This is a genomic window from Flavobacterium sp., from assembly GCF_046296355.1.
Taxonomy (GTDB): domain Bacteria; phylum Bacteroidota; class Bacteroidia; order Flavobacteriales; family Flavobacteriaceae; genus Flavobacterium.
Genome location: NZ_JBKBLM010000009.1, coordinates 1 through 14,426, shown reverse-complemented (window position 1 = coordinate 14,426; position 14,426 = coordinate 1). Strand labels below are relative to the sequence as shown.

Genomic DNA, 14,426 nt, shown 5'->3' with positions numbered 1-14,426 from the left:
TAAAAAAAAGAAAACTTTAGCTTTTGCAGTGCGACAATAATCCTAATGTTTATTGTACTACTTAGAAGCCAGTAAAGGATTGGCAGTATATCTTTTGATAGTCTTGTTTACGGTATTTCTAGGTTGGTATTTTAGAGGAATTTTGCATATTGGTTATCAGATTAATAAAAAAACCTCGTTTAAAAAAACGAGGCTTTTTTATTTAATCCATTATCATAATTCCGCCTTCCCCTTTTTTCTTTCCGCCAAACTTTTCGAGTTTATAAGTTAGCGAGAACATTACGTAACGTTTTAACACGGTGTTTTCGGCATCAACAATTGCGGTTGGTGTAATGGTTCTGGTGCTGTTTTGGTTTTGGTCGAGTAAATCGTAGACTTTTACTTTGGCCAAGAATTGGTCTTTAAAGAAATTATAACCCAAACTCACATTCCACAAATAGAAATCTTTTTTAAAACCATCGGCTATATTGGAGTTGTAAGTATAACCAAAGTCACTTCCTATAACGACTTTTTTAGGGACATAAGAAGTGATTTCTAATTTACCGTTGTGAATGAAATTTTGGGCATTGGTCAGCAAATAATTTTTAAAATCTGTATTTTTAAAAGTATATCGATAAGATGGCGAAATGGTAATCAATTCGTCAATACTCCAACTGGCATTAATTCGCGGATTGACAGACAAAGCTTTTGATTCAAACTGAACAGCATTGGTAAATCCTTGATTGTAATCATGATTGAAGTCAATACTCGCGCCGTAACGGAACATTCTTTTTTCTTTTTTATTAGACTTACTCCAGCTAATTCCTAAATAAGAAGTATAAGTCAAATCAACATTTTTATAGGTTGTTTCCGATTTAAAATTATCATCAAACTCGGTAAAAGAAACTACGGCATTATTGCTTAAATTAAATCCCGAATACAGATAGTAACCCGAGCGCGCAGCATAGTCGTAGTCGTTAAAACTAAAATATAAACTATGGGTTTGGGTAGGTTTCAAATCGTCATTTCCTGTAATGGTGTTCAACGGATTAGAGAAATTTTGAAACTCTAAAACCTGATAGGCTTCGGGAAGTTGGACTCCAAAATCATAAAAAGAGTAAATCGATTTAGACTTGGTTATTTGATGACTTATGTAACCTTTTACTCTTGGCAGCACATAATTTTTGTTTCTCTTGGTCGTAGCACCCAAATAATCGGATTGGGCGTCAAAAGTGATAAATTCTGGGCCAAAATTAATTCTTCCATTCGTTTTCCCTTTGGCCAAAATCAAACCTGTGGAAGGGAAAAAAGTAGTCACTTTCGAACTCGTTTGATTGGATTGTTCGTCATTGAAATCACTGTAAGCATTAGTTCCTGAATCAAAATCAAAAGTATTAGCCGTATTTTTTATCTTTCTGAAGGTTACTTCCGAAGTGAAACTCAAGCGAAGTGAATCGGTTAAAGGTTCACCAAAACGAAACTCTGTTTTGACAAAATCGTTCTTTTCTTTGTCAAATTTATTTTGTTGCCGAATATCATCCGGTGTGGCATCGGCAAAAAGTGTGGCCGAATTGGTATCGAGAAAATTATCCCTTCTTTTGATTTCAGTTTCAAAATTAACCACCATGCCTCGGTTCTTTTTGTTGAATTTTTTACTAAAACTCGCATTTGTTCCAAAAGTAGAATAGCCATTTTCCGAATAATCATCATTTGAACTGCGGTTTAATTCTTCTTGCGCCTCGTTCGTGGTCAATTGTGACCTAACTGATTTATTCTTTGAAAACCCTTTTTGAAACGATGGGCTTATCACTATGGTGGCAGTAGAATCTAATTTTATCTCAAAATCAAGCGTAGCATTGTGTCCGTTGGTGTCACTTTCAGTTAGCAAGCTGGAGTTGGTCAATGTATTTCCTTCCGGTAAAAGATTAGTTCTACTGGTTCTATTGTTGTTTTTGGATTCAGAATTGGTAAAATAATAGCTACCGCTTTGGTCCAGTTTTTTAAATAATTGATCCTGATAATTGATACCAACCAAATTAGATTTGGTGATTCCTCGATTGTTTCCGCCAAACGACATACTGTTGATCCCAAAAGAGCCGTCATCACCGTTATAATAAACGGATCGGTTTCTTCCGCCGCCCATATTATCAAAGATTTCATCCATTGAAAATCCAATCGAATTGATGTTATTGGAAGAAGCCAAGACACTGATTTTTCTCTCTCCTTTGAAATAATTCAAAAGTAAACTCGACTCATATCGCTTGTCTGAACCTTGTCCGGCAACCACTTTCCCGAAAAGCCCTTTGTTTTTGTCTTCCTGTATGGTCAAATTGATGGTTTTCTCTTGAGAACTTGACGCTTCTCCAGATATTTCTTCGGATTTGGTTTTGGTATCTACGACCTGAACTTTGTCTATAATTTCGGCCGGAAGATTTTGCGTAGCTATTTTTCCGTCTTTACCAAAGAATGGTTTTCCGTTCACCAAAATATTATTCACTTCCTTGCCATTCACGGTGATTTTACCTTCAGGGGTTATTTCTACTCCGGGTAATTGCTTGAGAAGTGCTTCTACATTAGCATCGGCACCAACTTTAAACGAAGCAGCATTAAATTCTAAAGTATCTTTTTTAATTCTGATGGGCGGAATTTCAGATTTAACAACCACTTCATTAAGCGCATTAACTGCTTCCTTCAATGCTATTGTTCCAAAATCTTTATCGGTATTTAAATCGACTTTGTCCTCTTTAAAATCCTGATAACTTATATAAGAAATCTTAAGCAATACCGGTTTGTCTGATTTTTTTATTTTGAAGTTAAAATTACCCGTTTTATTGGTGATGGTATAATCAACCACTGAAGAATCTTTGACAGCTGTTAAATAAACCGTTGCCGATTCGATGGGTAATTTGGTCGTTTCGTCAATCACTTTTCCTTTAAGCGTGATTGTTGATTGTGCAAATGTGATGGAGGTAATAAAAAGTGCTAAGAATAAACAGAGAGATTTTGGCATAAAAAAAATTTAGCAGTTATTAAGTTAAAAACAATAATAACGGCTAAATTCTAATTTTAGTGTGTAATGTAAAAATTTCTTACGAAACATTTAACATTTACAGATAATGCTAATTTATTAGTATGGTCTGAAACTCCCTTTATTTACTTTTCTCTGATGTAAATATCAATCGGAACGCCTGAGAAATCCCAGTTTTCACGGATTTTATTTTCAAGAAAACGTTTGTACGGTTCTTTTACGTATTGAGGCAAATTGGCAAAAAACACAAACTGAGGTGTTGGCGTTGGCAATTGCATACAATATTTGATTTTCACATATTTTCCTTTCAAAGCCGGCGGTGGATAAGCTTCAATCAACTTCAACATAAAGTCGTTGAACTTTGAGGTTGGGATGCGTTGTTTTCTGTTTTCAAAAACTTTTACTGTTTCCTCCAATGCTTTTAACAAACGTTGTTTCGTTATAGCAGATGTAAAAATAATCGGCACGTCTGTAAACGGCTGCAATTCTTCACGAATTTTGGCTTCGTAATCACGGGTTGACATGGTGTCTTTTTCAACCAAATCCCATTTGTTCACCAAAATAATCACGCCTTTTCTGTTCTTTTCGGCCAACCAAAAAATACTTTGGTCCTGTCCTTCAAAACCACGAGTGGCATCGATTAAAAGAATACAAACATCAGAATGCTCAATGGCGCGCACCGAACGCATTACCGAATAAAATTCTAAATCTTCTTTTACTTTGGCTTTTCTTCTGATTCCGGCCGTATCCACTAAGTTAAATTCGAAACCGAAACGGTTGTACCTTGTATCGATAGAATCACGGGTTGTTCCGGCTATATCGGTTACAACGAATCTATCTTCACCAATTAACGCATTGATAAAAGAAGATTTTCCGGCATTAGGACGACCTACTACACAAAATCTTGGCAATTGTTCTTCGTCTTCAGAAACTTCAGGTAACTCAGGTAATACTTCGACTAATTTGTCTAACAATTCTCCGGTTCCGCTTCCGCTGATGCTGGCAATGGTAAAATATTCACCTAAGCCTAAATTATAAAACTCGATAGCGTCTTTTTCACGCATCGCATTGTCAACTTTGTTTACGGCCAATAAAATTGGTTTGGTTACTTTTCGCAACAATTTGGCTACCTCGGCATCCATAGGTGTAATACCTTCTTCAACATCGACAACGAAAATAATAGCATCGGCTTCGTCGATAGCCAATTCTACTTGACGGCGAATTTCTCCTTCAAAAATATCATCTGAACCTTTGATATAACCACCGGTGTCAATTACCGAAAACTCTTTTCCATTCCATTCGCTTTTGCCGTAATTTCTATCACGAGTTACTCCGCTAACCGAGTCAACGATGGCTTCTCTTCTTTTGATTAAACGGTTAAAAAAAGTCGATTTCCCTACATTTGGTCTTCCAACTATGGCTACAATATTGTTCATAATCATTTTAAATATGGTGCAAAGGTAGTATTAAAGAGCACAAATTCAATTATTTTATTACTTTTAGTATGGTATTAACATCCTAAAAACTGTTTTTATGGACACGGAACATGAGGTTAGACTTCGCCCTCGATTTTTTAAAGACCTCGAACAAAACATAACGGAAGTCAGAGAGAAGTTTGTTAATTACAGACAAAAAAACCAGTCGACTGATTTTGTAATGAAAGTGAGAAATAATCACATACAGTTCACTTTTTCGGCCGAAAAAAGACGCTATTGGTCACCGCATTTAAGCATTGAATTAGAAGAAAAAGAAGGCAACGAAAAAAACGCAACCCACATCAGAGGATTATTTGGACCTGATCAAACGTTGTGGACCATGTTTATGTTTCTGCATTTTGTAGTCGCCGGTATTTTTACCCTATTTGGGATGTTTGCTTACTCCAATTACACGCTCAATGAACCCATGCTTATGGATTTCATCGTGATGTTTATTATGGTGATTATTTGGTTTCTAATTTATGTTATTGCCCGACAAATTCGAGAAAAAGGTCATGCTCAGATGGATGAACTTGAAGCCGTTTTTATGGACATCATAAAAGAGTAATTATTTTTGGTTGTAACCAAAACGACGCAGTTGGTAAGCATTACTTCTCCAGTCTTTATTGACTTTTACATACAATTCGATGTGGATTTGTTTGCCGAAAAACTTTTCTAAATCTTCACGAGATTGCATGCCGACTTTTTTCAAAGCTGCGCCTTTGTGACCAATGATGATTCCTTTTTGCGTATCGCGCTCGACCATAATTACAGAACGAATTCGGATGATTTTTTCGTCTTCGATGAACTCTTCTGTTTCGATTTCTACGGCGTATGGAATTTCTTTGTCGTAGTTCAATAAGATTTTTTCACGAATAGTTTCGTTAACAAAAAAACGTTCCGGCTTGTCTGTCAAAGCATCTTTAGGATAATAAGGGGGCGAAACAGGAAGTAAATCTAAAATACGGGCGAATACTTCTTTCACATTGAAATTCTCTAACGCTGATATTGGGAAAATCTCGGCATTTGGCACTTTGGCTTTCCACAACTCAATTTGTTCTTCTAATTCGTCTTGATTGGATTTGTCGATTTTATTCAACAGCAACAACACCGGAATTTTAGAATGGATGATTTTATTAAAAAAGTCTTCGTCTTTAAGTTCTTTCTCTCCTATTTCAACCATATAAATCAAAACATCAGCATCTTCAAAAGCCGATTTTACAAAGTCCATCATGGATTTTTGCATTTCATAAGCCGGTTTAATGATACCGGGAGTATCTGATAGTACAACCTGAAAATCTTCACCATTCACGATGCCTAAAATTCTATGACGTGTAGTTTGTGCTTTAGAAGTTATAATGGATAACCTTTCCCCAACGAAAGCATTCATTAAGGTTGATTTCCCAACGTTTGGGTTTCCGATGATGTTGACGAAGCCTGCTTTGTGTTTTTGTTCCATGCTAAAAAATGTGAAACAGTATTAAAGAAAAAAAGCCACCCAAATAATGGATGGCTTTGAGTTAGTAGCGGGAACAGGACTCGAACCTGTGACCTTCGGGTTATGAGCCCGACGAGCTGCCTACTGCTCTATCCCGCGCTGTTTCGAGTGCAAATATACAACGAAAATCGACACACACAAGCTATTTAAACTAAAAAAATATATAATTTTCAATTGACTGGTTAAATATCAAAAGTAAAGAACTACTTTTGCAAAAAATTTAAAAACCCTAAAAGGTTACCTTTCAGCTATATGAATATGAAAAAAATTGTCGAGTACAGAGCGTTACTCGGCGTTACGAAGACAGCAACTCTCAAAGAGTTAAAGACTATTTACAGAAACAGTATGAAAGATTCTCATCCTGATGCGATATCTGATGATGCAGAACGCTTGGCCGCTGAAGAAAAAAGCAAAGAGATTATTGCTGCTTATCATTTCTTAGTAAGTATTGCACCGGAAACTTTGGAAAAAGATAAAGCAGAATATACTCGAATCACGACAAGCACTAATATTGCTGACTTTTACTATGAGAATAGTGTTTTATACATCACTTTCTTAGACGGGAATTCTTTTGAATACTTTGGGGTTTTAAGACCTATTTACATCAAAATGGTCAATGCAGAATCGCCAAGTCGTTTTGCAAGAAGACACATTTACAACGAATACATTTACCGAAGCACTTCCAAATTAGTCGCGGCGGAATAAAAAAAAGGTCTCAATTCAATTATTGAGACCTTTTTTAATTAAACAACCAATACAAAACATATTATTCATCAGCTGCAAATGCTGAGTTTTTATCTATACTTACTTTTAAAGTAGTGGCGACACCTTGTTCATTGACCATAGTCATATTCAAAGTATCTAACTTGGCCAAATTTCTTGAAACAAAACCATTGAACATATTATAAGAAATATTCATTTCTTTTAAGTTTTGCAATTTCTCTAAATCGAACGGCACTTGCCCTTCAATTCTGTTTTCAAATAAACTTAAGGTTTCTAAAGAAGAAAGATTTGACACTTCTTTTTCCAATTTACCGGTTAATCTATTGCTGTTTAACAATAATACTTTTAGCGATTTTAACTGATAATAAGACGTTGGAATTGATCCTTCTATTTCATTGTTGAATAAAGAAAGGGTTTCAAGACTTGTTAAAGTTCCTATGCTAACCGGTAAAACACCGGTTAATCTGTTCATGTGCATTTCAATTGATTTCAATTGGGTTGCACTTCCTAGGGTTTCAGGTAAAGCACCTGATATTTTGTTAAATGCCACATTCAATTTGGTAAGACTTTTTAAGTTCCCAATTGAAGCAGGCAAAACACCTGAAATATCATTTCTAAATAAATTCAAAACTTCCAAAGAAGCTAAGTCACCTATTTCAGTTGGCAATTCACCTACAAGGTTATTGTTCATCAATTTGATTCCGATTACTTTATCGTTTTTGATTTCAACACCATACCAAGTTGTGGTAGGCGATTTTAAATCCCATTTGGTGGTCCATTGTGAACCTTTGGTAGCTTTGTACAATCTGATCAAAGCATTTTTCTCTGTTGAAGATATTTCTGCAAAAACTGAGGTCGAAACCAAAAGCATTGCTACATAAGTAAAGATAGATTTCATATCATTTAGATTTGAGGTTAATGACGATGTAAAACTATAAGAAAGGTCGTTTAAAAACAAATATAATCGATGAAATGCACATAAAGTTATTGTTTTTATATATTTATCTTACAATAATTAAATAATTTTAACAATCCACGCGATTTTTTATGGTTTAAAAGATTTAAAAAATATTTTATACATTTGATACACTAACCAATTAAAAATAAACATTATGCCATTTAATTTTTACGCAGTTTTAGTGTCAGCACTAGTGACTCTTGTAGTTGGATTTGTCTGGTACAGTCCAAAAGTTTTCGGAACCATCTGGATGAATGAAACCGGAATGACCGAAGAAAAAGCGAAACAATCCAACATGTTAAAAGTTTTCGGTTTGACGATTTTTTATTCTTTGATGTTATCTTTTATGACTTCTGGTTTGGTAATACATCAATTTGGAGCCTTAGGAATGATTGGCGGCCCTGATTTTATCGAAACCGCAAAGCCTTCTTATGCGGCATTCATGGCGGACTATGGTAATGAATTCAGAACGTTTAAACATGGTGCTTTACACGGCTTTATGTCAGGACTGTTTTTAGCTTTACCCATTACGGCGATAAACGGTTTATTCGAACAAAAATCTTGGAAATACATCATGGTGAATGCCGGTTACTGGATAGTATCCATGACCATTATGGGCGCAATCCTATGCGGCTGGAAATAGTTTAACATTTATTTATAACGCAATCGCTCTACATTTGTGGAGCGATTTTTTTTACTTTGGATACACATTCGTATAAAATTTACTCTTCTACAGCTCAACTTCCCGATACTTGGGACAAAGTTGCGCAAGAGAATGTTTTTCTGCAAACCCATTATTTAAAAGTGCTCGAAAATTCGGCACCCACGAATATGCAGTGCTTTTATATAGGCATATTCGAAAAAGCGGAACTTATTGGGGTTGCCTTGGCGCAATATCTCAATCTGAATAAATTGGAATCCTTTGGAGAAAGAGACCGATGTTTGAAAACGTATGTTCGGAATTTTGTCTTCAAAAATTTTGCTTCACATGTTTTATTCCTTGGTAACAATATGATTACCGGACAAAATGGTTACGAATTCATTAAAACAATTGACTATAATGACATCAGTAATTTACTTTTAGAATGTGCCAATGCCATCACTGACTATTTTAAAGAGCAAAAAATCAAAATCCATATTGTTTCATTCAAAGATTTTTATCAAGAATGTGCCGCTGAACTTAAAAAGCATCAGTTTTCATATATATATGAGTTCAATACACAACCCAATATGATTTTTGAATTGCAAAAACAATGGCAAACCAATGAAGACTATATTGCTGCTTTCTCCAAAAAATACCGTGATCAATATAAACGTTCGCATAAAAAAGCGGAAGGAATTGTAGCTAATGAATTGTCATTTGAACAAATAGTTGAGCAAGAAGAACGCATTTACGAACTATATCATCATGTGGCTAAAAACGCTCCGTTCAACACTTTCTTTTTAGCCAAAAATCATTTCTCTACTTTTAAGCAACAATGTGGTGACCGATTTAAATTGGTTGGGTATTTTTTAGACGAAAAACTAGTTGGTTTTCACACGCTGCTCTTGAATGGCAATGTTTTGGAAACCTATTTCTTAGGCTATGATGACCAAATTCAAAAAGAAAAAATGTTGTATTTGAATATGCTTTACAACATGACCAAATTTGGTATAGATAACCAATTCGAGAAAATTATCTTCGGAAGAACGGCTTTGGAAATCAAGAGTTCTATTGGCGCCGAACCAATATTGATGTCCGGATTCATTTACCACACCAATAAATGGGTAAACAAATTCATGCCAAAAATATTCCCGCAATTAGAACCCACTTTAGTTTGGCAACAGCGACATCCTTTCAAATAAAACTAAACTTTGTTATCTTTAACCAAATTTGATTTATGCTTTTTCAGTTTGGCTTTTACTCTTCGCTACTCCTAATTACCTTTTCACAAGGAATACTCTACAGCGTTTTACTTTTAGCAAAAGCCATCAAAACAGAAAACAAACCGAATTACTGGTTAAGTCTGTTTATCTTTTTATGCTGCCTTTATATTGCGCCTTGGATGTTGGGATTTGCCGGTTGGTATGACAATCAACCCTATCGAGATATTCTTTTTTATACGCCTTTTCAGCATTTATTATTGATTGGTCCCGTTATTTATTTTTATACCCAAAGTTTACTCAATCCTTCGTTTCAATTAACCCAAAAAAACTTTATCCATTTCATTCCCGGCATTGGTTATCTGTTCTATATTTTAGGATTATGGATTTATGACCAATTTATTTTTAAAGACTATTTTTTCTACAAAGACGGATTAGATAAGGATTTTGAAAGTTGGTACCAAAACATAGGCTTGATTTCAATGATGATTTATTTTATCGCATCAATTCGCTACTACAACTTGTACCGAAAATTGATGTTTCAGGTCGTGAGTTATGCCGATGCTGTTCTTTTTAAATGGATCCAAACTTATCTTTATGCTTTTTTGGTAATGCTATCGCTACCTATCGTATTAAACATTGTTAGCCTTTTTTATCCTGAAATAGATTCCTATACTGGTACTTGGTGGTTCTTTTTGTTCTTCTCTATTATCATGTACTACATCGCTATTACCGGATATTCAAATCCAATTGTTGCCAAAATTCCATTTGAAATATCCCTTTTTACCAATCAGCCGGCATTACTTTTACAACCCAACAAGAGTGAAGAAGTGATTATCGATATTGAACACGAAACATTTCACGAACAAGAATCACTGGAAACCTCCATTTGGAAAAATAAAATAGAAACCCTAATTACCAAGGAAAAACTTTATGAAAATCCGGAACTAACCTTAACCGATTTGGCCAAAAAATTAGAAACTAATGCTTCGGTAATTTCAAGAGTAGTCAATCAAGGTTTTGGTTTAAACTTTAATGACTTTATCAACCAATACCGAATAGATGCTGTAAAAAAAGCATTTAATGCTGGTAACCATAAAAAATCAACCTTACTAGGAATTGCTTTTGACTGTGGTTTTAATTCAAAAGCAACTTTTAATAGAGCTTTCAAAAAAAGCACCGGACTTTCTCCCAAAGATTTCATAGAAAATCTATAAATCCTTTATTCACAACACTTCCCACTTGTTTTTTAATTGGTCTCAAATCATAATTTGAAGCGATTGACGGTGATTTATAGCGCAATTTTGCCTCATTATAAATCATTAAACTTCTATTATGAAAACAATTATTACCCTGGCTTTTTTTGCACTAGCTGTCACATCATGCAACGTTTTTGGCTCATTAACCTCCAACACTATTATTAAACCTAATGATAGTTTTATCCTAGGCAATAACGAGCACGGAACTTTTAAAGTAAAACTAAAAAATGTTTCCAATAATGATTTAAGAATTTTTATGGCACCTATCACAGGTGGTAGCCATTCGCCAATGGTTGTTAGTCCAAATAAAACTATTATAGTGAAGGCAGAAAAAAACACCGCACTTGTTATTGAGAACAAATCAAATGAACAAGCAAGTGTAGATTTACATGTTACCGGAGATACCGGTTTATCAATGGGATACAAGAATTAAAATAGTTTCAATCAATAAATCAAAAAAAACAATGAAAACAATTATCACTACAATCGCCTTTTCACTGGCTTCTTTATTGGCAAATGCCCAATTAAACGGCTCCGGAAAAACGATCACTAAAACCTATGACTTCAAAAACTTTGACAAAATTTATTTCGAAAATTTAGATGGAAAATTAGAGGTAGAAATCGGAAAACCTTTTTGTATTTCAGTCACTATTGATGACAATCTGATTGATATTTTCTCGATTACAGAAAAAAGTACTGAGCATGAACTCACTCTAAGTTTCAAAGACAATTGGAACAATAAAAAATACATTGAAAACACCAATTGTAAAATCAAAATCACCATGCCGGAAGCTTCTATGATTAAAAACATTGGCAACAGTAATCTAGTAATAACTAATGTAATCGGTCGCTACTTCAGAATAGAAAATACCGGAAACGGCGATACAAAAATTAGTGGTTCAACGGATAGTTTCGATGTTGTAAAAAGTGGTAACGGGAATGTCACTGCTGAAAAACTCATCGCTAAAAAAGCAGACATCAAAAACACCGGCAATGGTGATGTGACAGTAAATGTTTCAGAAGAACTCACTGCTCAACTCAACGGAAATGGTGATGTTAAAAATATCGGCAAAGCCAAATTCGACAATAATTCTAAAAAAACCGGCAACGGTGATTTCATCAATAACTAATATTCCAAAAAAATGAAACTATTCTCTCCACTCACAAAACCATTTCTCTTACCCCATTGGTCACAAGATATCTTATTAGCCGTTCCAAGAATTGTTTGTGGCTTTCTTTTAACTTCGAGTTTTGGTGCTGATAAATTTGGTTTACCATGGTCACCGGCAGACAAACACTTAGGACTATTCGAAGTGGCGTTTTGGTTCCCAAAAGACGTTGCCGAATATGGCGGGCTATTTGCCTTAGCCCCAACTTTCTTTGCCTGGATGGGCGCTTTTAGCGAAGCCGTTGGAGGTATCTTTTTATTACTCGGTTTTCAAACCCGCATCGCTTCTTTTTTAATTATTTGTACGATGTTGGTCGCCATTTTTGCCCAACAAATTCATAACGGCCTATGGAATTGCTTAGCCGCAATGGGATTTCTTTGGGTCGGAATTTTTTATATGATTTTAGGCTCAGGCCGATTTGGAATTGACTATCTAATTACCCAAAAACTAAAAGAGCGTCCCTAGTTGGAACGCTCTTTTTTATAAATTATCAATCTCGCCTTGCACCACTTCCCAATCTTCGAGGAGTTTATCTAATTCAGCTTTCTTTTTGTTGTAAGCCGTAAAGAAATTAGCATTTTCAATGTGTTTATCATAATTGGAAGCCAATTCTCTGTCATCGTTTTGAATATCGATTTCCAATTGTTTGATTTGGCTTTCTATTTTGCTCAAGCGGTTTTGCAAAGATTTGCTTTTCTTTTGGTCGTCGTAAGACAAACTTTTATTTTCTTTATTCGAATTGGTGTTTACCACCACATCTTTCTTCTCAATTTCACGCATATTCGCAGCGTTGCGTTGTTCTAAGAAATAGTTGATATCGCCTAAATATTCTTTAATTTTTTGGTCTTTGAATTCGTAAACCAAATTCGACATGCCTTGCAAAAAATCCCTGTCGTGGGAAACTAACAGCAATGTTCCCTCATATTTCTGCAATGCGGCTTTCAACACATTCTTCGATTTAATGTCCAAGTGATTGGTTGGCTCATCCATCAGCAACACATTAATCGGTTGCAACAATAGTTTACACAACGCCAAACGGTTTCTTTCGCCTCCTGAAAGCACTTTGACTTTCTTCTCTACATCATCGCCACGAAAAAGGAATGAACCCAACATATCGCGCACTTTTGAACGATTGGTATCCGTTGCTGCATTGGTCATCGTTTCCAATAGCGTAATTTCTCCGTCTAAATATTCGGCTTGGTTTTGGGCAAAATAACCCACTTGCACGTTATGACCCATTTTAATCGAGCCTTGGTACTTGAATTCGTTAACGATCGCTTTGATGAAAGTCGATTTTCCTTGACCATTTTGCCCAACGAAAGCAATCTTGCTGCCTCTTTCCACCAAAAGCGAAATGTCTTTTAAAATCACTTTATCGCCGTAAGCTTTCGTTACATGTTCGGCTTCAATCACAACTCTTCCCGGTGTCATCGAAACCGGAAACGAAATATTCATCACCGAATTGTCATCTTCATCCACTTCAATTCGCTCTACTTTATCCAATTTTTTAATCAACGATTGCGCCATCGAAGCTTTAGACGCTTTGGCACGGAACTTTTCGATTAACTTTTCGGTTTCTTCTATTTTCTTGGCTTGGTTCTTTTGCGTAGCCAATTGCTTTTCGCGAATCTCTTCACGCAACACTAAATATTGAGAATACGGTTTGTTGAAATCATAGGCTTTTCCTAGAGAAATCTCAATCGTTCTATTGGTTACATTGTCCAAGAACATTTTATCGTGTGAAACGATTACCACTACGCCCGGAAAATTTCTTAGGAAACCTTCTAACCAAATGATACTTTCGATATCCAAGTGATTCGTCGGCTCATCGAGTAACAGGATGTCATTGGATTGCAATAATAATTTTGCCAACTCAATACGCATACGCCATCCACCCGAAAAAGTATCCGTTTGGTTTTCAAAATCTTCTCTTTTAAATCCTAAGCCTAAAAGAATTTTCTCAGTATCGCCCACATAATTATAACCGCCAAGCAATTCAAAACGATGCGTGTAATCGGATAAATCTTCAATGATTTGGGCATATTCCGCACTTTCATAATCGGTTCTGGTTACTAAAAGATGGTTGATTTTTTCTAGCTTTTTCTCCACTACTTTAATATTAACAAAAGCTTCATAAGCTTCTTCCAGCACCGTTCTTCCTTGTTCAAAATCGATATCTTGACGAAGAAAACCCATTTTCACTTCTTTCTCCGTGGCAATTTGTCCGCTATCGGGTTTGAAATCACCGGCTAAAATTTTGAGCATGGTCGATTTTCCGGCACCGTTTTTTCCCACTAATCCTACTCTGTCACCCGAACCTAATCGAAAAGTTACTTCTTCAAAAAGATACGTGCCACCAAACGAAACCGATAAATTGTGTATGTTTAACATAATGATTTGTTACAAAAGTTACAGGTAAAAAGATTGCTATAAAGTACCTTTGTAAACCCGAAGCCCGAGAGCCGTAACTTATA

13 protein-coding genes and 1 tRNA gene are annotated in these 14,426 nt (G+C 35.4%); 8 read left to right on the top strand and 6 right to left on the bottom strand.

Going from position 1 to position 14,426, the window contains the following annotated elements:
• Positions 1–202: 202 nt before the first annotated feature.
• Entirely contained in the window at positions 203–2,989 is a 2,787-nt protein-coding gene (locus ACK4HO_RS05805; protein ID WP_409663861.1) for an outer membrane beta-barrel protein, read from the bottom strand.
• Positions 2,990–3,132: 143 nt separating this feature from the next.
• Positions 3,133–4,443 carry a ribosome biogenesis GTPase Der gene (gene der / locus ACK4HO_RS05800; RefSeq protein WP_409663859.1) on the bottom strand — a complete coding sequence of 437 codons (1,311 nt, stop codon included), beginning with the start codon at positions 4,441–4,443 and terminating at the stop codon, positions 3,133–3,135.
• Between the two features lie 97 nt (positions 4,444–4,540).
• On the opposite strand from der, the gene ACK4HO_RS05795 reads away from it, so the two are divergent.
• Positions 4,541–5,050, top strand: a complete 510-nt coding sequence (locus ACK4HO_RS05795; protein ID WP_409663856.1) for a hypothetical protein — start codon at positions 4,541–4,543, stop codon at positions 5,048–5,050.
• On the opposite strand, the gene era is transcribed toward ACK4HO_RS05795, so the two are convergent.
• Positions 5,051–5,941 (bottom strand): GTPase Era, encoded by an 891-nt coding sequence (era, locus tag ACK4HO_RS05790; RefSeq protein WP_409663853.1) that lies wholly within the window; start codon positions 5,939–5,941, stop codon positions 5,051–5,053. It lies immediately after the preceding gene.
• 65 nt (positions 5,942–6,006) lie between these two features.
• Positions 6,007–6,079: transfer RNA gene (locus tag ACK4HO_RS05785), tRNA-Met, on the bottom strand.
• A 159-nt stretch (positions 6,080–6,238) separates the two neighbouring features.
• On the opposite strand from ACK4HO_RS05785, the gene ACK4HO_RS05780 reads away from it, so the two are divergent.
• A complete protein-coding gene (locus tag ACK4HO_RS05780) occupies positions 6,239–6,685 on the top strand; it encodes a KTSC domain-containing protein (RefSeq protein WP_409663850.1) in 447 nt (148 codons plus the stop codon).
• Positions 6,686–6,746: 61 nt separating this feature from the next.
• Here the strand turns inward: ACK4HO_RS05780 and ACK4HO_RS05775 are convergent, their stop codons facing one another.
• Positions 6,747–7,601: a Two component regulator three Y domain protein gene (locus ACK4HO_RS05775; protein ID WP_409663847.1), complete on the bottom strand. Its 855-nt coding sequence runs from the start codon at positions 7,599–7,601 to the stop codon at positions 6,747–6,749.
• Between the two features lie 214 nt (positions 7,602–7,815).
• On the opposite strand from ACK4HO_RS05775, the gene ACK4HO_RS05770 reads away from it, so the two are divergent.
• The 6 genes from ACK4HO_RS05770 to ACK4HO_RS05745 all read left to right on the top strand — a co-directional run bounded on the left by ACK4HO_RS05770 (position 7,816) and on the right by ACK4HO_RS05745 (position 12,417).
• On the top strand, positions 7,816–8,304 hold the full coding sequence (locus ACK4HO_RS05770) for a DUF1761 domain-containing protein (protein WP_409663844.1): 489 nt from the start codon (positions 7,816–7,818) through the stop codon (positions 8,302–8,304).
• 56 nt (positions 8,305–8,360) lie between these two features.
• On the top strand, positions 8,361–9,506 hold the full coding sequence (locus ACK4HO_RS05765) for an 8-amino-7-oxononanoate synthase (protein ID WP_409663842.1): 1,146 nt from the start codon (positions 8,361–8,363) through the stop codon (positions 9,504–9,506).
• Between the two features lie 35 nt (positions 9,507–9,541).
• Positions 9,542–10,741 carry a helix-turn-helix domain-containing protein gene (locus ACK4HO_RS05760; protein ID WP_409663839.1) on the top strand — a complete coding sequence of 400 codons (1,200 nt, stop codon included), beginning with the start codon at positions 9,542–9,544 and terminating at the stop codon, positions 10,739–10,741.
• A gap of 118 nt (positions 10,742–10,859) precedes the next feature.
• Positions 10,860–11,216, top strand: a complete 357-nt coding sequence (locus ACK4HO_RS05755) for a hypothetical protein (RefSeq protein ID WP_409663836.1) — start codon at positions 10,860–10,862, stop codon at positions 11,214–11,216.
• Positions 11,217–11,247: 31 nt separating this feature from the next.
• Positions 11,248–11,913 (top strand): GIN domain-containing protein, encoded by a 666-nt coding sequence (locus ACK4HO_RS05750; RefSeq protein ID WP_409663833.1) that lies wholly within the window; start codon positions 11,248–11,250, stop codon positions 11,911–11,913.
• A 12-nt stretch (positions 11,914–11,925) separates the two neighbouring features.
• Entirely contained in the window at positions 11,926–12,417 is a 492-nt protein-coding gene (locus ACK4HO_RS05745; RefSeq protein WP_409663831.1) for a DoxX family protein, read from the top strand.
• A 15-nt stretch (positions 12,418–12,432) separates the two neighbouring features.
• Here ACK4HO_RS05745 and ACK4HO_RS05740 read toward each other — a convergent pair whose 3' ends face one another.
• Positions 12,433–14,343, bottom strand: a complete 1,911-nt coding sequence (locus tag ACK4HO_RS05740; protein WP_409663829.1) for an ABC-F family ATP-binding cassette domain-containing protein — start codon at positions 14,341–14,343, stop codon at positions 12,433–12,435.
• Positions 14,344–14,426: the final 83 nt, after the last annotated feature.